Genomic DNA, 21,960 nt, shown 5'->3' with positions numbered 1-21,960 from the left:
GCGCCCACGGGAGGTCCCCTCGATGTCTGACGCCACGCTGAACTCCGTCACGCAGGACCCGGGCGACTTCGCCGTCCAGATCGCGGACCAGATCAAGACGTTCATCGTCGCGGTCACCGAGGTGTCCAAGGTCGACGAACCGGAGGAAGCCGTCCCGGTCCTGCTCCTCCAGGTCTCGCAGCTCCTGCTCGCGGGCGGCCGCCTCGGTGCGTACGAGGACGTCCTGCCCGACGAGCGCTACGAGCCGGACCTCGGCCCCGAGCCGGACGCGGACGGCCTGCGCGAGCGGTTCGCGGCCCTGCTGGAGCCGATCGACGTCTACTCCGAGGTCTTCGACCCGTACGAGCCCCGCAAGGCCCCGGTCCCGCACCGCATCTCCGACGACCTCGCCGACCTGGTCACCGACCTCGGCCACGGCCTCGCGCACTACGAGGCGGACCGTACGGCCGAGGCGCTGTGGTGGTGGCAGTTCTCGTACTTCTCCAACTGGGGCTCCACCGCCTCCGCCACCCTGCGCGCCCTCCAGTCCCTGGTGGCCCACATCCGCCTCGGCCAGCCCCTGGAGGAGCTGGACGGCCTGGACACCGACCAGGACCCGGGCGAGGACGACTTGGCGGAGGAGGCGGGCCGCGTCATGCTCCAGGAGATCGCGGGGCCGCTGGGGCTGCGGCCGGTGAAGTAGCCGCGTCCCTATCACCGGGAGGCGGACCTGCGCCGCGCCACCGCCGCTGACGGGCACCCGGGCGGGGCGGCGGTGGCGCAGAGTGGTGCGCATGACGACACCCGCAGAGCTGCTCCGCGACTTCGCCCGCACCCGCGCATCGCTGGACGGCGAGGAGGTCACGTACTGGTGGTCGGGAGACGTGTACTCCTGGGCCCCCGAAGAGCCCTGCCAGCGCGTCTTCGGCTTCGAGGGACTCAACGTCGCCCGCCTGGTCCCGGATGCCGAGGCCGGGCCGGACGCGTACCGACTGCTCACCCGGGAAGCCGCGTTCTACCTGGACCCCGCCACCCGCGAGATCCCGGAGACCTGGCAGGACCAGCTGGTGGTGCACGTCTGGAACGACCCGGCCAACCAGAAGTGGCGCCCCTTCCCCATCCCGGCGACCGAGCTGGGCGGACAGGTCTGCTTCAGCCTGGAGATCCCGCTCGCCTACCCCTCGCCGCTGCCGGTCGCCCAGTACCCCGTCCACTCGGCCGGCGACACCTACAGGGCGCTGGAGCTGTTCCAGTTCTTCGCCCACCGCGCCGACCTGGACGGCTTCGCGCCCGGCGTCCCGGCCACCATGTCGTGGTCTCGGATGTCGCCGTGGCTGCCGTGGATGGCCCAGGGGCAGCGGCCCGGCGGCCTCACCTTCCACTGCCGGGGCCGCAAGCTCGGTTCGTACGCGGAGGTCCCGGAGCGCACCCGCGCCTACATCGCGGACCACCAGCCGGAGTTCGCCCACGCCCCCGAGGAGTGGAGCGAGCCGAACGAGACGAGCTGGACGTACTTCCGCAAGCTCAACCCGCCGCGGTAGCCGTGGGGTTGCCGCGCACTTTCCGCGGGTGGGCCCGAGGCTCCAGCCCCGAGCCGTGAGCTTCGGGCCCGACGAGCACTTCGCCGGGGCGGGGGAGTGGCGTGCCGCTCCTCCACCACGCGGCCCTTCGGCACGGTCGTCGAGCCGCCCGAGCCGGTCGGCTTCCCGTTCGACACCGAGAAGCTTGAGGAGTACCCCGACTGACACGCCCGGCTCGCGCGTTCCGCCCGGAAGGTGTGGGCTGGGACACAAAAGGGAGTGCGGTCCTCCGGTGATGGGCAGCAGCCTCGTACGAGCAGTTCGGGACGACACGCCGTACCGGGTCGTGGGCGGGACATCTCACCATCTGGTAAGGACGGGTCGATTCCGGGCTGCTCGTTAAACTGAGCCGACCGCAGTAATGACTGAGCGAGGAGCGCACGTGGGCCTTGTCGTGCAGAAGTACGGAGGCTCCTCCGTAGCCGATGCCGAGGGCATCAAGCGGGTCGCCAAGCGAGTCGTCGACGCCAAGAGGAACGGCAACCAGGTGGTTGTCGTGGTGTCCGCGATGGGTGACACGACGGACGAGTTGATAGACCTCGCCGAGCAGGTGTCTCCGATGCCTACCGGCCGTGAATTCGACATGCTGCTGACCGCCGGTGAGCGGATCTCCATGGCCCTGCTGGCGATGGCGATCAAGAACCTGGGTCATGAGGCCCAGTCGTTCACGGGCAGCCAGGCCGGTGTCATCACCGACTCGGTCCACAACAAGGCGCGCATCATCGACGTCACGCCCGGCCGCATCCGGACCTCGATCGACGAGGGCAACATCGCCATCGTCGCCGGGTTCCAGGGTGTGAGCCAGGAGGGCAAGAACATCACCACCCTCGGCCGCGGCGGGTCGGACACGACCGCCGTCGCGCTGGCCGCCGCGCTGGACGCCGAGGTCTGTGAGATCTACACCGACGTCGACGGCGTCTTCACTGCGGACCCCCGGGTCGTGAAGAAGGCGAAGAAGATCGACTGGATCTCCTTCGAGGACATGCTGGAGCTGGCCGCGTCCGGCTCCAAGGTGCTGCTGCACCGCTGCGTCGAGTACGCACGCCGTTACAACATCCCGATCCACGTCCGCTCGTCCTTCTCCGGACTGCGCGGGACCTGGGTCAGCAACGAGCCGCAAGGGGACCAGAAGGTGGAGCACGCGATCATCTCCGGAGTCGCCCACGACGTCTCGGAGGCCAAGGTCACCGTCGTAGGCGTGCCGGACAAGCCGGGCGAGGCGGCCGCGATCTTCCGCGCCATCGCGAACGCCGAGGTCAACATCGACATGGTGGTGCAGAACGTCTCCGCCGCGTCGACCGGCCTCACCGACATCTCCTTCACCCTCCCGAAGTCCGAGGGCCGCAAGGCCATCGACGCCCTGGAGCGGGCGAAGGACCCCATCGGCTTCGAGTCGCTCCGCTACGACGACCAGATCGCGAAGATCTCCCTGGTCGGCGCCGGTATGAAGACCAACCCGGGCGTCACCGCCGGCTTCTTCGAGGCGCTGTCCGACGCGGGCGTGAACATCGAGCTCATCTCGACATCCGAGATCCGCATCTCGGTGGTCACCCGCGCCGACGACGTCAACGAGGCCGTGCGCGCCGTGCACACCGCCTTCGGCCTCGACAGCGACTCCGACGAGGCCGTCGTCTACGGGGGCACCGGCCGATGACCGCACGCCGCCCTTCGCTCGCGGTCGTCGGTGCGACCGGCGGCGTCATGCTCCGCATCCTCTCGCAGCACGCGGATGTCTGGGGCGAGGTCAGACTCGTCGCCTCACCGCGCTCGGCCGGCCGCAAGCTGGTCGTGCGGGGTGTGGAGACCGAGGTGCTCGCGCTCGCCGAGGACGTGTTCGACGGCGTCGACGTGGCCCTCTTCCTGGTTCCGGACGAGGTGTCCGCCCGCTGGGCCCCGATCGCCGTGTCCAAGGGTGCCGTCGTGATCGACGACTCGGCGGCCTTCCGGCTCGACGACGACGTTCCGCTGGTCGTCCCGGAGATCAACCCCCATGCCGCTCGGCTCAGACCGCGCGGCATCATCGCGTCCCCGAGCTGCACCACGCTGACGCTGATCGTCGCGGTCGGCGCGCTGCACGCCGAGTTCGGACTGCGCGAGCTGATCGTCTCCTCCTACCAGGCGGTCAGTGGTGCGGGCCGCGACGGCGTCATGGCCCTGCGCGAACAGCTGTCGCTGGTGGCCGGTACGGAGCTGGGCACCCATCCCGGTGACGTACGCCGGGTCCTGGGCGACGGCGCCTCCACCGCGCACAGCCCCTTCGCCGCCCCGGTCGCCCTGAACGTGGTGCCGTGGGCCGGCACGGACGCGGGGGACGGCTGGTCGTCGGAGGAGCTGGCGATCCGCGCGGAGTGCCGCAAGGTGCTGGGCCTGCCGGAGCTGCGGACCACCGCGACCTGCGTGTACGTCCCCGTCATCGCGGCGCACTCCCTGTCCGTCCACGCGCGCTTCGAGAACGAGGTCGCCGTCGACCGGGCCCACGAGATCCTGGCCACCGCCCCCGGCGTCGTGCTGTTCGACAGTCCGGCGTCCGGAGATTTCCCGACACCGTCCGATGTGGTGGGCACCGACCCCACCTGGGCCGGCCGGGTACGGCGGTCGATGGACGATCCCCGAGCTCTGGAAATGTTCCTTTGCGGGGATAATCTCCGTAAAGGAGCGGCTTTGAACGTGGCCCAGATCGCCGAATCCGTGGCCGTCGAAATTACCCAGGCCTGAGCCGCCCCCGATCAACCGGCTCGCCCGGCGGATTGATCGAACCTGTTTTGTAGGATCTGTGAACGCCCTATGAGCAATTACCTGGTCTGAACCTCTTGAGCTGGGGCGTTGTCATATCCGACGATGATCTCCCGGCCTTCTGCAACCGCACCTCGGCCGGGCCGCGTCTATGCCGTCACTTCTCGCGTGACGGGACGCAATTACGGGGCATTTGGGGAAGAGCAGGTACGTATGAGGGCATGTCGCTCAGCGCCGAACGTGGCGCCGTACGCGTACAACCCTGACGGGGGGCAGCGTGTCCAACAGGCGTGGCAGAGGTTCTCGACATCACCGTGGTGGGCCCGTTGCGAGGCGCGACCGTGCGTCCGCTCCGGCGGCCCCGCGCGCCCGGCGGCATGCCGGTGATCGCGCCCATGCCCGCTGCGCGCCCCGCCCAGCTGCCCTCGCAACGCGGGGGTGCTGAGGAGACGGTGGCAGCTGGAACCACGGTCGACCATCTCACCGAGACCTACCGCGCCCACTACCGTTCACTGCTCGGCCTCGCGGCCCTGCTGCTGGACGACACCGCGTCCTGCGAGGACGTGGTGCAGGAGGCGTTCATCCGCGTGCACTCCGCGCGCAACCGCGTCCGGGAGCCCGAGAAGACCCTGGCCTACCTCCGCCAGACCGTCGTCAACCTCTCGCGCTCCGCGCTGCGCCGCCGCATCCTCGGGCTGAAGCTGCTGTCCAAGCCCATGCCGGACATGGCGAGCGCGGAGGAGGGCGCCTACGACCAGCTGGAGCGGGACGCGCTGATCAAGGCCATGAAGGGGCTCCAGCGACGCCAGCGCGAGGTGCTGGTGCTGCGCTATTTCGCCGACATGACGGAGGCCCAGGTCGCGGAGACGCTGGGAGTTTCGCTGGGCTCGGTGAAGGCGTACGGTTCGCGCGGAATCGCGGCGCTGCGCGTCGTGATGGAGGCCCAGGCATGAGCGGGCCCGAGCACAGGCACGAGAACGACCCGACGGGAAACGGAATGGTGAACCACGGGCCGGAGAAGACTCCGCACACCGATGCGGACCGACCGGACGGTCCGCACGACGAGAGCGCGCGGTCCGAACCGGACGAGAGCCCGCAACCGGAGCCGGACGAGAGCCCGCAACCGGAGCCCTCGCCCGCGCCGCCGCGAGCGGATGGTGCTGACGAGGGCCGTGCCGACGGGGGCCGCTCCGACGAAAGCCGTTCCGACGACGGCCGTTCCGACGAAAGCCAGGCCGATGGGGGACGTGCTGACGGGGGCCGTTCCGGCGAAAGCCAGGCCGACGGGGGCCGTGCTGACGAGGGCCGTTCCGGCGAAAGCCGTGCCGACGGGGGCCGCTCCGACGACGGCCTCGCCGTCGACGGCCGTGCTGACCTCGCCGGTACGCTCACCGACCTCTTCGGGCGAGGTCGGGGCGGACGCGGTGCCGGCGAGGGCCCTGGCAGCCCTGGTGCCATCGGCGTCGGCAGCGACGGTGAACTGGACGAGGCCGTCCTGCGCCGGATGCTGCACGGTGCGGTGGGGGACCTCGAACCCTCCGACCGGACCCTGGAGCATCTGCAGCGCGCGGTGCCCGCCCGGCGCGCCCGCCGGCGGCAGGCCGTCGTCGGCGCGGCCGCTGCGGCGCTGCTGATCGGCACCGCGGTCCCCGCCTTCGTGCACGTGGCGAACTCGGACGGCCCCTCCACCGCGCTCCCCGCCATCGCCGGACACGGCGAGCAGGCCCAGGGCGGCAACGGGGAGGAGCCCGGTCCGCAAGCCCCGGGCGACCGGACCGTGGAGCCTACCGACCACAAGAGCCGGGGCGGCACCGGCGACCCGGACCCGTCCGGCAGCCCCTCCTCGGACAGCGCACAGGACCCGGCGGACGGTGCCACGACGGGCGGGGTCCCCGTGCCCCCACGGGTGGACTTCGCCTCCCTGCCGGCCTGCGACCCGGGCCAGCTCGGCGTCGCCTCCGCGGGCGCGGGCGACCCGGACGCCGCGGGCACGGTGTACGGCAGCTTCAAGATCGCCAACGTGTCCGGCACGGAATGCACGGTCAGCAGCAACGGCACCGTCGGCGTCACCGCCCTCGGCGCCGCCGACCCGCTCAAGATCAACGTGATCCAGCACACGGCGGGCGACGCGGCCCCCGGCCTCCCGGACCCCTCGCAGGAGCCGGGCACGGTGCTGCTGAAACCGTCCATGGCGTACGAGGTTCAGTTCGCCTGGGTGCCGGCCGACACCTGTCCGACCGTGCCCCCCTCACCCAGCCCCACCCTGTCGGAGGGCACCGGGGGGTCGACGGGCGAGGGCTCCGGCCCGTCCGGCGGCGACCCGCAGTCGCTGCACCAGGACGGCGGTACGGCGGACGGCAGCATCTCCGTGACGCACACACCGGAGACGGGCGCGCCCACGGCCGAGACGACGATCGGCAACGCCTGCTCGGGCACGATCTACCGGACGGGCGTCCTGGCCACCTCGTAGCCCGGCCCGGCCGGGACGTGAGGCCGGGACCTGTGGCCGGGACGTGAGGCCGAGACCTGTGGCCGGGACCGGCCCAGGCTGCCCCGCCCCGCCCCGCCTACGAACCGGGCGCGGTCTCCGGGGTTACGAGCCGGGTGCGCTCTCCGGGGTCCGGGGCGCCGGTCCGGCCTCGGCCTCCCCCGCCTCCCCGGCCGCTCCCGCCTCCCCGGCCGCTCCCGCCTCCCCGGCCGCTCCCGCCTCCCCGGCCGCTCCCGCCTCCCCGGCCGCTCCCGCCTCCTCGGCCTCTCCCGCCTCCCCGCCTTCCGGGACCAGCCCGAGGGCGATGTCGCGGGCGGCCTCGGCCTCGCGGCGGACCAGCCGGAACCACATGAAGAGCACGAACGCGGCGAAGACGAACCACTCGCCGGTGTATCCCAGGTTCTGGAACGCCTTCAGGTCGAGACCGCTGCCCGCCGGGGCGGCCGCGGGGACCGGCCGCATCGCGCCGCCCGTACCACCCGCCTCCGTCTCGGGCAGCGTCACCCAGGCGTCGTACACGTCGTAGTCGACGAGATTCACCAGGGACGCGGCGCTGATCATGCCGAGCTGGCCCGCAGGGAGTCCGCCCCTGGCGTCGACGCCGTCGCTGTGGATGTTCTCGGAGGCCTGGAGGTCCCCGGTCACCGTGACCTCGCCCTGCGGCGCGGCGGGTACGGGGACGCTGCCCGCAGTGCCGGGCAGCCAGCCGCGTACCACCGGCAGGGCCTTGCCGCCCTCGGTGCGCAGGAGGTTCAGGACGTAGAAGCCCCGGCGGTCGTCGAGCTCACGGCCGGGCACCAGGAACTGGTCGGCGTACGTCCCGGTCGCCGTGGCCGGGCGGCCGGACGTGACCTTGTCGACGGGCAGCAGCTCGTCCAGCGGTTTCGCGGCCCGGGTGCTCGGATCGGGCTGCTGCTCCGCCTGCTCGTGCGACTGCACACGGTCCTCGAAGCGGCCGAGCTGCCAGGTGCCCATGAACACGCAGAACGGGATGGCCAGCACGACGAAGAGGTTGATCCCCCACCATCGCGGGGTCAGCAGGAACCGGTACACCCCTCCACGGTACGGTTCCCCGCTCCGGCCACCCGGAGCGGGGTCGCCCCTTTATCCGCCTCTTACGCCCCCTGGACGTCACCGCCCCCCAGGTGCTTCAAGGCGAACTCCAGCTCCAGCCGCACCTGCTTGATGCGCTCCTCCACCACGAGCGAACCGTGCCCGGCGTCGTACCGGTAGACCTCGTGCACCGCGCCGCGGGCCGCGAGGCGGTCCACGTAGTTCTCCACCTGACGGATGGGGCACCGCGGATCGTTGACGCCCGCCGAGATGTAGACGGGGGCGCGCACCGCGTCGACGTAACTCAGCGGGGACGAGGCCTCGAACCGCTCGGGCACCTCCTCCGGCGTGCCGCCCAGCAGGGTGCGGTCCATCGCCTTCAGGGCCTCCATCTCGTCGTGGTACGCCGTGACGTAGTCCGCGACCGGCACGGCGGCCAGGCCCAGGGCCCAGGCGTCGGGCTGGGTGCCGAGGCCGAGCAGGGTGAGATAGCCGCCCCAGGACCCTCCGGCCAGGACCAGCCGCCGCGGGTCCGCGAGCCCGGACTCCACCGACCAGTCCCGCACGGCGGCGATGTCCTCCAGCTCGATCAGGCCGACCCGGTGCTTGAGCGCGTCCGTCCAGGCGCGGCCGTATCCGGTGGAGCCGCGGTAGTTGACCCGCACGACGGCGAAGCCGTGGTCCACCCAGGCCGCCGGGCCGGAGGCGAAGGCGTCGCTGTCGTGCCAGGTCGGGCCGCCATGGATCTCGAAGACGGTGGGGAAGGGCCCGTCGCCGGTGGCGGGCTTCTGCACGAGGGCGTGGACGCGACCGCCGGGCCCCTCCACCCACGCGTCTTCGACGGCCACCGACGCCGGGGCCTTGGCGCCCGGCGGGTCCAGGACCACCGAGCCGCTGGTCGACCGCACCACGGGCGGCTGCGCGGCCGAGGACCAGAAGTACTCCACGGTGCCGTCCGGGCGGGCCGTGGCACCGGACACCGTCCCGGCAGGCGTCTCGACACGGACGGGGCCCGCGGTCCCCGGCTCGTACCGCCACAGCTCGCTGCGGGCCTCGAAGTCGTGCTCGATGAGCAGGGCGGAGCCGTCCGGATACCACTCGGCACCCACGTCACCGGGCAGGTCGACGGGGAGCGCGGTCTCCGTGCCCGCGACCGGGTCCCAGATCATCGGCTCCCAGCGGCCCCGGCGCTGGTGCCCGACCAGCAGCCGGGGGTCACCGGCCACCGGCGCGAAGCCCAGCACGGCGAGCCCGAGCTCCTTGGTGCCGCCGTCGGTGTCGTCCAGCTCGGCCACCGTGGTGCCGTCCGGACGCACCACGCGCAGCGCGGAGTGCATGGCATCACCGTGCTCGGTGTGCTCGATGGCGATGAGTGTCCCGTCGTACGACAGGTCCCCGACGCCGGCGGACTCCCGGTGCCGGTAGATCTCGGCGGGCCCCTCGCCACTCCCGGCGCCCGGCTGCCGCACCAGGTGAATGGTGGTGCCGTCCTCGTCGGTGGAGCGGCCGATCACGGCGGTCCCGTCGCGCCCGATGGCGAGGCCCGCCGGATACGAGGGGGCGAGGCCCGGGGCGGCGGGCTCGTCCTCCCCGCCGCCGAAGGGCTGGCGCATCCACACGCCGAACTCGTCCCCGTCGGTGTCGCTGAACCACCAGATGGCCTCACCGTCCGGCGTCAGCACGCCGTCGGTGGTGCCGTTGGGCCGGTCGGTCACCTGGCGCTGCCGCCCGCTCGCACGGTCCCACGCGTACAGCTCGTAGGTGCCGGTGGCGTTGGAGACGAAGAGCGAGCGGTCAGGCGCGTCCTCGGCCCAGTCGGGCAGGGACACCCTGGGCGCGCGGAATCGCTGCTCCCACTCCGGCATGGTCGAGGCGTTCTCTGATTCGCTCATGCCCTCCATCCAACCCGATCGCCCGTCCGGGCGGGGAACGCTGTCCACAACCCCCCTGTGATGATCGGACCGGCCTCGCCTGCCTGGGGATAGCCGGTCGCCCCGTTCCCGCCCTGTGGGTAACTTTTCGGATATGTACTCCCCGACTCCGGACGACTGGCAGGACGCCAACCGCGCACGCTGGGACGAGCGTGTGCCGATACACGCGGCGAGCGACTTCTACGACCTGGAGGCGTTCCGGGCGGGCAAGGACGCCCTGCGCCCGTTCGAGCTGTCGGAGGTCGGCGATGTGATGGGCAGGAGCCTGCTGCACCTCCAGTGCCACATCGGCCTCGACACCCTGTCCTGGGCGCGGCACGGCGCCGCGCAGGTGGTGGGCCTGGATTTTTCCGAGCCCGCCGTGGAGACCGCCCGCGGCCTGGCGGAGTCGCTGGGGCTCGGTCCGGAACGCGCGGCGTTCGTGGCGGCCGATGTGTACGACGCGCCGACGGCCGTCCCCGACTCCTCGTACGACATCGTCTACACGGGGGTGGGCGCGCTGAACTGGCTGCCGGACATGGAGCGCTGGGCCGAGACCGCGGCCTCGCTGGTGACGCCCGGCGGATTCCTCTACCTGGCGGAGTTCCACCCCCTCACCGACACGCTGGACGACGGCACCGGCTCGGTCGTCACCCACGACTACTTCAGCCGCGAGGCCTGGGTGGACGAGACCCCCGGGACGTACGCCGACTTCGACGCGCCGACCGTGCACAACCGCAGCGTCGAGTGGCAGCACCCGGTGGGCGAGGTGGTGACGGCGCTCGCGGCGGCCGGCCTGCGGATCGAGTTCCTCCACGAGCACGACGTGTCGCTCTTCGCGCGCTTCGGCACGCTGGAGCGCCACGTGGACGGCCACTACCGCTTCCCGGCGGACCGTCCACGCATCCCGCTGATGTACTCGATCAAGGCGACGCGCCCCTGAGCCGTGCGAGCAGGCCGCACGGGGGCCTTCGGGGGCGCGCGGCTACCGGGCTGGTACTACAGCGCCGACCGGAAAGCAGGCAGATAGCCGCCCGACTGCCCGGTGACGGTGGGGTGGTAGGAGTTGTGGACGGGCACGGTCACGCTGTGGAGCCAGGCGTCGCCGGAGCACAGCTCATGCCCGGTGAACTCGTCGACGACGCTAGAGAAGGTGAACCCGGCATCGGCGGCCCGCTTGGCGAGCACCCCGTTCAGCACGTCCGACGCGTCGTTGATCGCGGCCCGCTCCGTCTCGGTGAGCCCGGCGACGCAGCTGCCCGACAGCTGGTAGAAGCGCGGATATCCGAGGACGACGACCTGGGCGGTGGGAGCGCCCGCGCGGATGGCCCCGTACAGCGCGTCGAGGCTCCTGGGCAGGGAGCCGTTCATCTCGGCGACCGCGGCGTTCACGCTGCTGATGCAGGTGGCCTCGCTCCCCAGCACGCAGTCCTGCATGACGTCGGCGAACCCGACATCGTTGCCCCCGGCCGTCACGCTGACCAGCGCGGTGGACGCGTTCAGCGCGCTGAGCTGGCCGCTTGCGACGGAGGCGGTGGTGGCGCCCGAGCAGGCGGCGAAGGCGAACGAGGTGGGGGAGTTCGCCGCCGCCCACAGCTGCGGATAGGCATTGGCGCTGCGTCGGCAGTCGCCGCTGTCGGGGAGATGGGCCCCGGCGCCGACGCCGGAGGAGTAGGAGTCGCCGAGCGCGACATAGCCGCCTGCTGCGGACGAGTCCGCCGCGACGGCGGTCCCGGCGACACCGAGAGCGGCCGTGGCGGCGAGTGCGAGCGTGGACAGGGATGCCCAGAACCTGCGTACGGACATGGTTGCCGACCTTCGAAGTGTGGGGGGTGGGTGGAGGGTTGGAGCGATGCAGTTTCTAGCAGCTCGCGGTACCCGCCGGTAATGCCCACGTAAGAAGTCGTCTGATATGCCCGGATGACCGGAAGGGGGGTCATGGTCCCCGCGTTGATAAACCCTCAACTGCGTGACGTTACGCGCCCGATCGAGGAAATTCTGTGTCGTCGTGCACCTCTCCGCAAGCCCCGGCACCGCCCGTGGGAAGGGGAGCGGGAGCCCGCTTGCGGGCCTCGACTCCAACCGAAAGGCTCAACCCTGTCGACGTACCGGCGGGCCCGCGCCGCCGTGACGCGGGCCCGGTGGGTCAACGGGGCAGCGGGTCCAGGGCAGGTCGCCGTCGGTCTCACCGCTCAGGGGGCGACGGCGTCCAGGACGGTGTCGACCACCAGCTCCACCGTGCGCACCGGCGGCGCCGTCCAGGGAAGACAGTCCCTGTTCGGTAGCGGGCGGCGCGGTTCGGCGAGGTGATCGCCCGCAAGCTGGGGTCTCGGTGCGCACCAGCAGACGGGTGATGGTGACTCTGAGGAGCCGTCCGGGGGCGTGCAGGCACTTCCCGTTCGGCACGCCATCTGCCGAGCGGGGCCGGATCGCCGGCTGAGTCGTCCCGGACGGACGAGGTGTCGCCCCGCGCCGTCCCGGAGAGTCAGCCGCGCAGGTAGGCCAGGACGGCGAGCACCCGCCGGTTGGTGGCGTCGGACAGGCTCGGGTCCAGTTTGGTGAGGACGGAGCCGAAGTGCTTGCTGACGGTGCCCTCGCTGACGTGCAGGGAGCGGGCGACGGACGCGTTGGACCGGCCCTCGGCCATCAGCGCGAGGACCTCCTGTTCACGGGGGGTCAGTTTGGCGAGCGGGTCGCGGCGGTGGCGCAGGAGCTGGCGGACCACTTCGGGGTCGACGACGGTCGCGCCGGCGGCCACCCGCTGGAGGGCTTCCACGAACTCCTCCACGTTGCCGACGCGTTCCTTGAGGAGGTAGCCGACGTGGGTGCCGTCGGAGGAGTCGAGCAGCTCTTCGGCGTAGGCGCGCTGGACGTACTGGCTGAGGACGAGGATGGGCAGCCGGGGGTTCTTCTCGCGCAGCCGCAGCGCGGCCCGCAGCCCCTCGTCGGAGAAGCCGGGCGGCATCCGTACATCGGTGACGACGATGTCGGGGTCGTGCTCGGCGACGGCTGCCGTGAGTTCGTCGGCGGTGCCGACGCCGGCGAGGACCTGGTGGCCGAAGCGCTCCATGAGGCCGACGAGACCCTCCCGCAGCAGCACGCTGTCCTCGGCCAGCACGATGCGCAACATCAGGTTCCTCTATCGGGCTATCGGGCTGTCAGGGCGTCGGGCCGTCGGTGCGTCGAGTCGGCGGTCCGCAGCCGGGGTGCAGGGCACGAGGAGACGGAAGACCGTGGGCCCGCCGGACGGTGAGGACACTAGCAAATGCCCGCCCAGGACCGAGATGCGATCCGCGACCCCCTCCAGCCCGGTGCCGTCGGCCTCATCCGCGCCCCCCACGCCGTTGTCCCGTACGTGGACGACGAGTTGGCCCTGGTCGACGCGGGCCTCGACGGTGACCCGGGTGGCCCGGCTGTGCTTGGCCACGTTCGCCAATGCCTCGAACACCGCGAAGTAGACGGCGGACTCGACCGCTTCGAGAAAACGGTGGGGCAAGTCGAGATCGAGGTCGACGGGGACCGGGGAGCGGTCGGCGATGTCCTCGATGGCCGCGGCCAGGCCCCGGTCGGTGAGGACGCGGGGGTGGATGCCCTGGATCAGCTCCCGCAGCTCGACCAGGGCGGCCTGGGCCTCGCCATGGGCCTCGGCGAGCAGCCCGGCGAGGGGCTCCTCGCGGGCGTCGAGGCGCGCCAGGCCCAGTCGCATCGACAGGGCGACCAGGCGCTGCTGGGCGCCGTCGTGCAGGTCGCGTTCGATACGGCGGCGCTCGGCCTCGAAGGCGGTCACCAGGCGCATCCGCGACCGGCTCAACTCCGCGACCCGTACGTCGTCCTGATGGGGCGACGCATCCAGCAGGAGGCGGGTGAGCTGTGCGCGTCCCACGGCGAGCAGGCCGAGCGGGTAGGCCAGCAGGGGGAGCAGGAGCAGCCCGGCCAGGGCGACGGCGAACGCCGCCGGGTAGGAGTGGACCAGCCATAGCTTGATGACGCGTGCCTCCTCGCCGCCGCCGGCCGTGGCCATGACCAGGGGGGTGGATATCAGCCCCCCGCTTACGCCGAGGACCGTGCCGATGACGGCTGCCTCCAGGGGCCACAGGAGACAGCCGAAGAGGAGGGCGTAACCCAACTCCCGCCAGGTGGAGCGCTTCTGGAGGCGGGTGCGCAGCCAGGCGGCGGGCCCGGTGCGCGGCGGGTCCTGGTGGGCGTCGGCCAGCGGCACGGCCGGATCGATCAGGCGCAGCCGGCGCCGCTCCACATGCGCGACCGGCAGCCCGGCGAGGACCAGTGTCAGCAGGAGAGGCACCCCGACGAGGACCACGGTCAGCAGGCTGCCGGCCAGCGCGAGGACGAGCAGACAGACCAGCAGAGCGGCGCCCAGCGGCACGCTGGTCAGGAAGTACAGGGCGCAGCGCCACGGCCAGCCGCTGTGGAGGTACCGGCGCTGGTGCAGGGCCTGCCAGAGGCTGGGTGAGTGCATGGGGGCACGATATGAGGCCCGTATCGCGCGGACCACCCAGCCAGCTCCACCATCGGACCGGTAGCGGGCTCCCCGTGAGGACGGCCACCAGGTGCGAAACCCGCGAGGTCGGACGGGGGCAGTGGGCAGCCACCCGTGCCTGTACGAGGGGGCCCGCCGTGCCTGTACGCGGGGGCCCGCCGTGCCTGTGCGAGGGGGCCCACCGTGCCTGTGCGAGGGAGCCCACCGTGCCTGTGCGAGGGGCCCGCCGTGCCTGTGCGAGGGGGCCCACCGTGGCCGGCGGCGTCCGGGTCAGAGCCGTTCGGCGAGGAAGCGCACCAGTGCCTCTTCCTGTGGGACCAGGTAGAAGTGGTCCCCGGGAAACAGCCGGTGCTCGTACGAATCCGTAGTCAGCGCCGACCAGGACAGCAGTTCCGGAAGGGTGCAGCCCGGATCGGCCGTGCCGCCGACGGCTGTCACCGGAGCGCGCAGCGGGGTCGCGTCGAGGGGCCGGTAGGTCTCGATGATCCGGAAGTCGGCGCGCAGCGAGGGCAGGAGCAGCGGACGCAGGTCCGGGTCGTCGTAGACGGCGGAGCCCACATCACCCAGGCGGCGGGCCGCGGCGACGAGGCGTTCGTCGTCGAGCAGATGCAGGGTGCCGCCGGCGCGCTCGGTGTGCGGGGCTCCCCGGCCCGAGACGACGACCCGTACGGGGACGACGCCGTGGCGGTCGTCGATGCGGCGGGCCACCTCGTAGGCGACGGCCGAGCCGAGGCTGTGGCCGAAGAAGGCGACCGGCACATCTAGTTCGGGCTCCAGCGCGTCGGTGATCGCGTCGGCCAGCTCCGTCATGGACGAGGCGCACGGTTCGCGGAACCGTTCCTGGCGGCCGGGGTACTGGGTGGCCAGGACCTCCACGGCGTCGGGCAGCAGGCCCGCCCAGCCGTGGAACAGCGTCGCGGTGCCGCCGGCGTGCGGCAGGCAGACCAGGCGCAACCGGGGTGCCCCGCTCCGCGCCGGGTACCTCCGGAACCACTTGCCCGCCGTTCCCCTGCTGATGACCGTCATTCCGAGCCGCCTTCCCGCCACCCGCGGTGGCCGTGTCCGTCCCCCCATGGTGCGGGCCGGCACCGCGGTGACCTGACCGGGCCCGCGGCAGGAGGCTGCCCGCGCGAGTTCCTGTCGCCTCCGGGTCCTGCCATTTTCCCGCCCGGTGGGGACACCGTGCACAGCAGGGTGGAGTTACCTCCACGCCGAAGACTCCGGCCGGCTGCGATGTGCGCCAGGTCCGGGCCCGGTTGAGTGGACACCATGAATCAAGCAGCCGTCCGACTCCGTTCGGTCACTCGCTCCTACGGCAAAGGCGCGAGCGCCGTGACCGCCCTGGACAACGTCTCCCTGGACATTCCCCGCGGCACGTTCACCGCCGTCATGGGGCCCTCCGGCTCCGGCCAGTCGACCTTCCTCCAGTGCACTGCGGGTCTGGACCGACCGACCGGCGGCCAGGTGCTTCTCGGGGAGACCGACCTGAGCAAGCTGAGCGAGAAGAAGCTCACGCTGCTGCGGCGGGACCGCATCGGTTTCGTCTTCCAGGCGTTCAACCTGCTGCCCTCGCTCACCGCCGAGCAGAACGTGGCGCTGCCGCTGCGACTCGCCGGCCGCGGCCCCAAGCGGAACGATGTCCTGGACGTGCTGGAGAAGGTGGGCCTGCGCGAGCGGGCCGGGCACCGGCCCAGCGAGTTGTCCGGCGGTACTGCCCGCGTCGTTCGCGCTGCGCGTCCGGCCGGTCGAACTGGCGGGCATGCGCGAGTGAGGGCCCGCTATCGGGCGGGGGATCGCGGCGGCCGACGTGGTGATCGTCGGCCGGTCCTGGGCGGGCCCGCCGCACGCGCGGCGGCGGGCCTCGCGCGCCCTGCCGGACACGTACACCGCCGTCCGCTGCCGGCACCCGGCCCCCGCCGGGGAGTCGCTGTCGCTCATGACCTTCTCCTTGGCGAGCTGGTCGCTGATGGCGGCGGTGTCACCGACCACGAGGAGCGGTCCGGCCGCCGAACCGGTGGACCGGATCAGCAGCAGCGGGTAGGCGACCATGGAGGCGCACGAGCCGAGCAGGGTGAACCCGGCGTCGTCGCCCGGGGGATCACTGACACATGAGCGAGAAGGGAAGGCTCGGACACCATGGCAGAGAAGACCTCCGGCGCCGCGGATGCAGAGGCAGGCCGCGCCTCCACGTCGGCCGCCGCGTCGGATGCTCTCGTCATCCGGAGCGACGAGCCCGGTTCGTTCGCCTGGGGTGTGCTGGCCAAGCGCCATCCTGCCCTGGTCCAGCAGGTGCGAGAGGCCTTCCCGTACGGCCCGCGCCAGCACGAGGCCCTCGATGCCCTGCTGGACGAGATCACCAACGGCGTCGTCGAACCGCTTGCCCCAGCGGAACGCGACCATGAGCGCTGGGCGGTCTCGGGGCAGGAGTACTTCGGCCGCTCGTGGTACGACGCTCCGTTCCTGTGGGCGGAGAGCTACTTCTACCGCAGGCTCCTCGGTGCGGTCGGGTACTTCGGCACCGGCCCATGGCGGGGGGTCGATCCGTTCGCGCCGTTCAAGCAGGCCGAGCTGGGAGGCGACGCGGTGGAAGAGGAACTGCACGCCCTGGACGCCCTGGCGAATGTGCCGGCCGGGGAGCGGGCCACGGCCTTGCTGCACGCCTCGCTCTGGGGCAACCGCGCGGACCTCGGCTTCCGCGTCGCGGCGGGGGAGCCGGAGGTCGGAGACGTCACCACCCCCGCACTGGTCACCGACGACAGTGTCCTGCTGTGGCAGCTTCTGCCCGTCGGAGCGGGCGCTACGGTCGCCGTGGTGGCGGACAACGCGGGTCGGGAGCTGATCCCCGACCTCATCCTCATCGACCACTTCCTCGAACAGCGGCATGCCGCCCGGGTCGTGCTTCACGTCAAGCCCTACCCCTACTACGTCTCCGACGCCATGACCGCTGACGTCGTCGACTGCCTCCGCCGCCTCAACGAGGCGCCCGGTGAAGCCGGCAGGATCGGCAGCCGGCTGTGGGAGGCCATGGCGGCAGGAAGCCTGGAGGTCCGCACCCACCCGTTCTTCTGCGCTCCGCAGCCGTACGGGGAGATGCCTGAGGACCTTCGCGGCGAGTTCGGGAGCGCCGCGCTCACCGTCCTGAAGGGCGACCTCAACTACCGACGCCTGGTGGGCGACCGATCGTGGGACGCCAGCGCGTCCTTCGCGGGCCTCACCACGTACTTCCCGGGGGCCGTCGCGGCGCTCCGGACCCTGAAGTCCGACGTCGTCGTCGGCCTGGAGGAGGCCACGATGGACGCTCTCGAGCGGTCCGGGGATGCCTGGCGCACCAGTGGCACTCACGCACTGATCCAGGTGCGAGGAAATCGTTGACGCCCAGATGCGGGTCCAGACCGAGACGAACCTGTCCGTCTCGGCGACCGGTTGAACGTCGCCCCGCGCAGCCCCGCCAGTGGGCTGCGCCACGCCCACAGGACCCTGCCGGAGGACCTTGGTACCGAGGAGGTTCTCCTGGCCCAGCACGGGACAGATCGTCGGCTCCGGGCCGGTGGTACACCGCAGCCGCACCGGTGATCGACCGGCTCCCAAACGGCTCCCAAGATGAACCCGGAAAAGGGTCAGGGCTTGATCCACTAAGCGGATCAAGCCCTGACCTGGTATTTCAGCTGTCGGGGTGGCGGGATTTGAACCCACGACCTCTTCGTCCCGAACGAAGCGCGCTGCCAAGCTGCGCTACACCCCGATGCCCACCGGTCTCCCGGCGACATCGATTACTTTAGCCCACCCGCGGCCGGAGGCGAAATCCGCTTTCCCGGTCCCGGTCCCGGCCCCCGCCCCTCAGTCCCGTCCCGTCAGCGTCAGCAGCGTCACCTCGGGTGGGCAGGCGAAGCGGACCGGGGTGTAGCGGTTGGTGCCGCAGCCCGCGGAGACGTGGAGGTAGGCGCGCCGGTCGCCCACCGTGTGGCTTGACAGGCCCTTGACCCGGTCGGTGTCCAGGTCGCAGTTGGTGACCAGAGCCCCGTAGAAGGGGATGCAGAGCTGGCCGCCGTGCGTGTGGCCTGCCAGGATGAGGGGGTAGCCGTCGGCCGTGAAGGCGTCCAGGGAGCGCAGGTACGGGGCGTGGACCACGCCGATGGAGAGGTCGGCGCCGGCCTCCGGGCCGCCCTTGACCTCGGCGTAGCGGTCGCGCTTGATGTGCGGGTCGTCCAGACCCGTGAACGCGATCTCCATGCCGTCCAGCTTCAGCCGGTCGCGGGTGTTCGTCAGGTTCAGCCAGCCCACCTCGTCGAAGGCGTCGCGCATCGGCTCCCAGGGGTTGTGCACCACACCGACCGCGGGCTCGTTGCCGTTGAGGCCGTGCTTGCCGTGGACCTTCTCCAGGAGGTAGCGGCCCGGGTTGCGCAGCTTGGGCCCGTAGTAGTCGTTGGAGCCGAAGACGTACACCCCCGGGAACTCCATCAGCGGGCCGAGCGCGTCCAGCACCTCGGGGACGGCCTCCGGGTCGGAGAGGTTGTCACCCGTGTTCACGACGAAGTCGGGGCGCAGCCCGGCCAGCGACTGGAGCCAGGCGCGCTTCTTGCGCTGGCCGCTCACCATGTGGATGTCGGACACCTGGAGGACGCGCAACGGACGTGCGCCGTGCGGGAGTACGGGGACGGTGACCCGCCGCAGACGGAACGAGCGGGCCTCGAATCCGGCGGCGTAGGCGAGGCCGGCGGCACCGACCGCCGCACCGACTGCCGTGACTTTCAGGGGTACTCCGTAACGTGCGCGCATGCGCCCATCGTCGCAGACCCGGCGCGGGGTGCGGAAAACCGGAGGGCGGCCCACGCCCCGCACCTGTCACAATCACGGCATGACCACGCTCAAGTCCAAGCTCAAGGAAGACCTCCACACGGCCATGAAGGCGCGTGACGAGCTGACCTCGTCCACGCTCCGGCTCACCCTCACCGCGATCACCAAGGAGGAGGTCAGCGGCACGTCGGCGCGCGAGCTCTCCGACGACGAGGTGCAGAAGGTGATCGCCAAGGAGGCGAAGAAGCGCCGCGAGGCGGCCGAGGCGTTCGCCCAGGGCGGCCGGACCGAGCAGGCGGAGCGGGAGAAGGCGGAGGGCGAGCTGCTCGACGGCTACCTGCCCAAGCAGCTCACCGACGACGAGCTGAACGCCGTCGTGACGTCCGCCGTCGAGGAGGCGAAGGCCGCCGGCGCCGAGGGGCCGCGCGCGATGGGCGCCGTCATGAAGATCGTCAACCCGAAGGTGGCCGGCCTTGCCGAGGGCGGCCGGGTCGCCGCCGCGGTGAAGAAGCTCCTCGCGGGCTGAGCGCGTACACGCGTACCGCGGAGCACAGAAGGGTGGGGCGCCCCGGTCCGTCGAACGGGGCGCCCCACCCTTCCTGCGTGGGCCTGCGCGTCAGGGGCCGGACCTGCCGTTGCCCTGCTGGCCCTGGCTGCCGCCGATCACGCCGGGTGGGAGCTGGATGCCACCGGGCTTGCCGTCCTCGCGGTCCTCGTCGTCGCCGCGGTCACCGCCCTCCTCCTCGCCCTCCTTCGTCTGCGAACGGGGGACGGGGACGGTGTTGAACTGCGGGGTCTCGGAGGCGTTCAGCGCGCCGGTCATGGCGATCCGCCAGATCGGGCCCGGGAGGCAACCACCGCAGACCTTGTCGTAGTACTGGCCGCCGATGGTGACATTGAACATCGAGCTCTTGTCGCCGATGTCGTCCCCGACCCACACCGCGGTGGAGAGGTTCGGCGTGTACCCGACGAACCAGGCGTCCTTGCGGTCGTTGGTCGTACCGGTCTTGCCCGCGTTGTCCCGGTCGCTCAGCCCGGCCTGCGTACCGGTGCCGTCCTCGACGACGCCCTTGAGCATCTGGTTGATGGTGTCCGCGGTCCGCTCGCTCATCGCGCGCGAGCACTGCGTCCGGGGCACCTTGACCTTCTTGCCGTTCGGGTCGGTGATCGACTCGATGGCGATCGGCGTGCAGTACGTGCCGCGGTTGGCGAACGCGGCGTACGCGCCGGCCATGGAGAGCGGGGTGCTCACCTCACTGCCGAGGGTGATCGACGGGGCCTCGACGATCTTCTTGCCGTCGCCGCGCTCGTAGCCGACCTTCTTCGCCATCTCCACGGTCTCGCAGAGGCCGGCCTTCTGCTCCAGCAGCGCGAAGTAGGTGTTGATGGACTTGCCGAGCGCGCTCGTCATGTCCCAGGAGCCCTTCTCGGACTCCAGCTCGTTCTGCAGGGGCCAGTCCGCGTAGCCCGCGGGGGAACCGGTGCAGTTGCGGAAGTCGTTCTCCTTGAGCGTGATCTTCCAGTCCGTCGAGAACGACGTCGCCGGGGTGATCCCCTTCTCCAGCGCCGCCGCCGCGGTGAACGGTTTGAACGTCGAGCCGACCTGGAATCCGTACGTGCTGCCGCCCATCTTGTTGCTGACGGCGAGGTTGAGCACGGTCTCGTTGCGCTTCTGGTCCAGGCCGTAGGGGCGGGACTGGCCCATGGAGAGGATCTTGCCGCTGCCCGGCTCCACCTGCACCACGGACGCCGCGAACTTGTCGTCCTTGTTGACCTTGGCGGTCGCGGCCTCGTTGGCGGCCTGCTGGGCGCGCGGGTCGAGCGTGGTCTTGACGGTGAGCCCGCCGAGGTTCCAGAGCTTGGAGCGCTCCTCCTCGGTCTTGCCGAACGCCGGGTCGGTCAGGATCGTCTTGCGCACGTAGTCGCAGAAGAAGCCGGAACCGCTGACGGCCGTGATGCAGCCGTTCTTCGGCTTGCGGACCTTCAGCTTGACCGGGGTCTCCATGGCCTTGTCGGCCTCGGCCTGCGTGATGGCGCGGGTGGCGGCCATCCGGGTCAGCACGGTGTTACGGCGCTTGGTGGCCTCCTCCGTGTCGTTGACCGGGTCGTAGCGGCTCGGCGACTGGACGATGCCGGCCAGCAGCGCGGCCTCCTCCACCTTCAGGTCCTTGGCGTGCTTGGAGAAGTACCGCTGGGACGCGGCCTCCACGCCGTACGCCTGCTGACCGAAGAAGGTGATGTTGAGGTAGTTCTCCAGGATCTTCTTCTTGCCGAGCTCTTCCTCGACCTGGATCGCGTACTTCAGCTCGCGGACCTTGCGGCCGAGCGTCTGCTGGGTGGCCTGCGCGACCTTCTCCTGGTCGTCGCCCGCCTCCTCGACGAAGACGTTCTTCACGTACTGCTGGGTGAGGGTCGACGCGCCCTGCGCGGTCCCGCCCGTCTGCACGTTGCGGTTCATCGCGCGCAGGATGCCCTTGAGGTCGACCGCCCCGTGCTCGTAGAAGCGGGAGTCCTCGATCGCGATGATCGCGTCCTGCATGTACGGGGAGATCTCCTCCAGCGGCACCACCGTGCGGTCGCGCGAGTAGACCGTGGCGATCGCACCACCGTCGCGGTCCAGGATCGTGGTCCGCTGGCTGAGCGGCGGAGTCTTGAGGTTGGCGGGGATCTCGTCGAACCCTTCGACCGTCCCCTTGGCGGCGAGCCCCAACGCTCCGGCTGCGGGCAGCGCGATGCCTGCCAGGACAGCTCCGGAGAGCGCGGCGACACCGAGGAACTTGGCGGCCTGCTGGGTCGTGGTGAGACCCCCGCCCGAGCGCTTCTTTGGCATGGGGGCAGCCTAATCCGTAGTGATGAGCGTTCTGTAGGAACAGGGCCCCACGGAGCGTTCGCGTACCAGACCGTGACATCCGGGTGCGGGCGTGT

Annotated in this window: 18 protein-coding genes and 1 tRNA gene; 10 read left to right on the top strand and 9 right to left on the bottom strand. The window is 71.3% G+C overall.

Annotation, left to right across the window (positions count from 1 at the left end; translation table 11 throughout):
* Positions 1-22: 22 nt before the first annotated feature.
* From ACIQAK_RS09890 to ACIQAK_RS09865, 6 genes are all read left to right on the top strand, one after another.
* Entirely contained in the window at positions 23-682 is a 660-nt protein-coding gene (locus ACIQAK_RS09890) for a DUF5063 domain-containing protein (RefSeq protein WP_161266332.1), read from the top strand.
* Positions 683-773: 91 nt separating this feature from the next.
* Positions 774-1,520 (top strand): DUF1838 family protein, encoded by a 747-nt coding sequence (locus ACIQAK_RS09885; protein WP_366388903.1) that lies wholly within the window; start codon positions 774-776, stop codon positions 1,518-1,520.
* Between the two features lie 421 nt (positions 1,521-1,941).
* The gene (locus ACIQAK_RS09880; protein ID WP_366388904.1) at positions 1,942-3,213 is read left to right on the top strand and encodes an aspartate kinase; all 1,272 of its coding nucleotides are present in this window, start codon (positions 1,942-1,944) and stop codon (positions 3,211-3,213) included.
* Positions 3,210-4,274 (top strand): aspartate-semialdehyde dehydrogenase, encoded by a 1,065-nt coding sequence (locus ACIQAK_RS09875; RefSeq protein WP_366388905.1) that lies wholly within the window; start codon positions 3,210-3,212, stop codon positions 4,272-4,274. The genes ACIQAK_RS09880 and ACIQAK_RS09875 overlap by 4 nt, the downstream gene beginning before the upstream one ends.
* 395 nt (positions 4,275-4,669) lie before the next feature.
* Positions 4,670-5,245: a SigE family RNA polymerase sigma factor gene (locus tag ACIQAK_RS09870; RefSeq protein WP_026237792.1), complete on the top strand. Its 576-nt coding sequence runs from the start codon at positions 4,670-4,672 to the stop codon at positions 5,243-5,245.
* A complete protein-coding gene (locus ACIQAK_RS09865) occupies positions 5,242-6,762 on the top strand; it encodes a hypothetical protein (RefSeq protein WP_366388906.1) in 1,521 nt (506 codons plus the stop codon). The genes ACIQAK_RS09870 and ACIQAK_RS09865 overlap by 4 nt, the downstream gene beginning before the upstream one ends.
* A 123-nt stretch (positions 6,763-6,885) precedes the next feature.
* Here ACIQAK_RS09865 and ACIQAK_RS09860 read toward each other — a convergent pair whose 3' ends face one another.
* Positions 6,886-7,833 carry an SURF1 family protein gene (locus ACIQAK_RS09860; RefSeq protein ID WP_366388907.1) on the bottom strand — a complete coding sequence of 316 codons (948 nt, stop codon included), beginning with the start codon at positions 7,831-7,833 and terminating at the stop codon, positions 6,886-6,888.
* A 62-nt stretch (positions 7,834-7,895) separates the two neighbouring features.
* A complete protein-coding gene (locus ACIQAK_RS09855) occupies positions 7,896-9,734 on the bottom strand; it encodes a prolyl oligopeptidase family serine peptidase (protein WP_366388908.1) in 1,839 nt (612 codons plus the stop codon).
* Between the two features lie 124 nt (positions 9,735-9,858).
* Between ACIQAK_RS09855 and ACIQAK_RS09850 the strand changes: the two genes are divergently transcribed.
* Positions 9,859-10,686, top strand: coding sequence for a class I SAM-dependent methyltransferase (locus tag ACIQAK_RS09850; RefSeq protein ID WP_366388909.1), 828 nt, complete (start codon positions 9,859-9,861; stop codon positions 10,684-10,686).
* A 56-nt stretch (positions 10,687-10,742) separates the two neighbouring features.
* On the opposite strand, the gene ACIQAK_RS09845 is transcribed toward ACIQAK_RS09850, so the two are convergent.
* The 4 genes from ACIQAK_RS09845 to ACIQAK_RS09830 form a co-directional block, all read right to left on the bottom strand.
* Positions 10,743-11,549 (bottom strand): SGNH/GDSL hydrolase family protein, encoded by an 807-nt coding sequence (locus tag ACIQAK_RS09845; RefSeq protein ID WP_366388910.1) that lies wholly within the window; start codon positions 11,547-11,549, stop codon positions 10,743-10,745.
* 679 nt (positions 11,550-12,228) lie between these two features.
* Positions 12,229-12,873, bottom strand: coding sequence for a response regulator transcription factor (locus ACIQAK_RS09840; RefSeq protein ID WP_366388911.1), 645 nt, complete (start codon positions 12,871-12,873; stop codon positions 12,229-12,231).
* A 9-nt stretch (positions 12,874-12,882) separates the two neighbouring features.
* Entirely contained in the window at positions 12,883-14,220 is a 1,338-nt protein-coding gene (locus tag ACIQAK_RS09835; RefSeq protein ID WP_366388912.1) for a sensor domain-containing protein, read from the bottom strand.
* Between the two features lie 291 nt (positions 14,221-14,511).
* Complete coding sequence (locus ACIQAK_RS09830; RefSeq protein WP_366388913.1) at positions 14,512-15,267, bottom strand: alpha/beta fold hydrolase; 756 nt, start codon at positions 15,265-15,267, stop codon at positions 14,512-14,514.
* 243 nt (positions 15,268-15,510) lie between these two features.
* Between ACIQAK_RS09830 and ACIQAK_RS09825 the strand changes: the two genes are divergently transcribed.
* Positions 15,511-16,353: an ATP-binding cassette domain-containing protein gene (locus ACIQAK_RS09825; protein WP_366388914.1), complete on the top strand. Its 843-nt coding sequence runs from the start codon at positions 15,511-15,513 to the stop codon at positions 16,351-16,353.
* 24 nt (positions 16,354-16,377) lie between these two features.
* Positions 16,378-17,613, top strand: coding sequence for a damage-control phosphatase ARMT1 family protein (locus ACIQAK_RS09820; protein ID WP_401847881.1), 1,236 nt, complete (start codon positions 16,378-16,380; stop codon positions 17,611-17,613).
* 296 nt (positions 17,614-17,909) lie between these two features.
* On the opposite strand, the gene ACIQAK_RS09815 is transcribed toward ACIQAK_RS09820, so the two are convergent.
* Positions 17,910-17,983: transfer RNA gene (locus tag ACIQAK_RS09815), tRNA-Pro, on the bottom strand.
* A 95-nt stretch (positions 17,984-18,078) separates the two neighbouring features.
* A complete protein-coding gene (locus tag ACIQAK_RS09810; RefSeq protein WP_366388916.1) occupies positions 18,079-19,017 on the bottom strand; it encodes a metallophosphoesterase in 939 nt (312 codons plus the stop codon).
* A 79-nt stretch (positions 19,018-19,096) separates the two neighbouring features.
* Between ACIQAK_RS09810 and ACIQAK_RS09805 the strand changes: the two genes are divergently transcribed.
* Complete coding sequence (locus ACIQAK_RS09805; protein ID WP_366388917.1) at positions 19,097-19,561, top strand: GatB/YqeY domain-containing protein; 465 nt, start codon at positions 19,097-19,099, stop codon at positions 19,559-19,561.
* A gap of 90 nt (positions 19,562-19,651) precedes the next feature.
* Here the strand turns inward: ACIQAK_RS09805 and ACIQAK_RS09800 are convergent, their stop codons facing one another.
* Positions 19,652-21,865: a transglycosylase domain-containing protein gene (locus ACIQAK_RS09800; RefSeq protein WP_366388918.1), complete on the bottom strand. Its 2,214-nt coding sequence runs from the start codon at positions 21,863-21,865 to the stop codon at positions 19,652-19,654.
* Between the last annotated feature and the right edge of the window lie 95 nt (positions 21,866-21,960).

The sequence above is a fragment of the Streptomyces sp. NPDC088706 genome (assembly GCF_044752765.1).
Classification (GTDB): domain Bacteria; phylum Actinomycetota; class Actinomycetes; order Streptomycetales; family Streptomycetaceae; genus Streptomyces.
This window is presented reverse-complemented; position numbering and strand designations above follow the sequence as displayed.

Coding starts and splice junctions, on each gene's coding strand:
- ACIQAK_RS09890 (WP_161266332.1), top strand. CDS start 23: ATGTCTGACGCCACGCTGAACTCCGTCACGCAGGACCCGGGCGACTTC.
- ACIQAK_RS09885 (WP_366388903.1), top strand. CDS start 774: ATGACGACACCCGCAGAGCTGCTCCGCGACTTCGCCCGCACCCGCGCA.
- ACIQAK_RS09875 (WP_366388905.1), top strand. CDS start 3,210: ATGACCGCACGCCGCCCTTCGCTCGCGGTCGTCGGTGCGACCGGCGGC.
- ACIQAK_RS09870 (WP_026237792.1), top strand. CDS start 4,670: ATGCCGGTGATCGCGCCCATGCCCGCTGCGCGCCCCGCCCAGCTGCCC.
- ACIQAK_RS09865 (WP_366388906.1), top strand. CDS start 5,242: ATGAGCGGGCCCGAGCACAGGCACGAGAACGACCCGACGGGAAACGGA.
- ACIQAK_RS09855 (WP_366388908.1), bottom strand. CDS start 9,734: ATGGAGGGCATGAGCGAATCAGAGAACGCCTCGACCATGCCGGAGTGG.
- ACIQAK_RS09850 (WP_366388909.1), top strand. CDS start 9,859: ATGTACTCCCCGACTCCGGACGACTGGCAGGACGCCAACCGCGCACGC.
- ACIQAK_RS09845 (WP_366388910.1), bottom strand. CDS start 11,549: ATGTCCGTACGCAGGTTCTGGGCATCCCTGTCCACGCTCGCACTCGCC.
- ACIQAK_RS09840 (WP_366388911.1), bottom strand. CDS start 12,873: ATGTTGCGCATCGTGCTGGCCGAGGACAGCGTGCTGCTGCGGGAGGGT.
- ACIQAK_RS09835 (WP_366388912.1), bottom strand. CDS start 14,220: ATGCACTCACCCAGCCTCTGGCAGGCCCTGCACCAGCGCCGGTACCTC.
- ACIQAK_RS09830 (WP_366388913.1), bottom strand. CDS start 15,267: ATGACGGTCATCAGCAGGGGAACGGCGGGCAAGTGGTTCCGGAGGTAC.
- ACIQAK_RS09825 (WP_366388914.1), top strand. CDS start 15,511: ATGAATCAAGCAGCCGTCCGACTCCGTTCGGTCACTCGCTCCTACGGC.
- ACIQAK_RS09820 (WP_401847881.1), top strand. CDS start 16,378: ATGGCAGAGAAGACCTCCGGCGCCGCGGATGCAGAGGCAGGCCGCGCC.
- ACIQAK_RS09810 (WP_366388916.1), bottom strand. CDS start 19,017: ATGCGCGCACGTTACGGAGTACCCCTGAAAGTCACGGCAGTCGGTGCG.
- ACIQAK_RS09805 (WP_366388917.1), top strand. CDS start 19,097: ATGACCACGCTCAAGTCCAAGCTCAAGGAAGACCTCCACACGGCCATG.
- ACIQAK_RS09800 (WP_366388918.1), bottom strand. CDS start 21,865: ATGCCAAAGAAGCGCTCGGGCGGGGGTCTCACCACGACCCAGCAGGCC.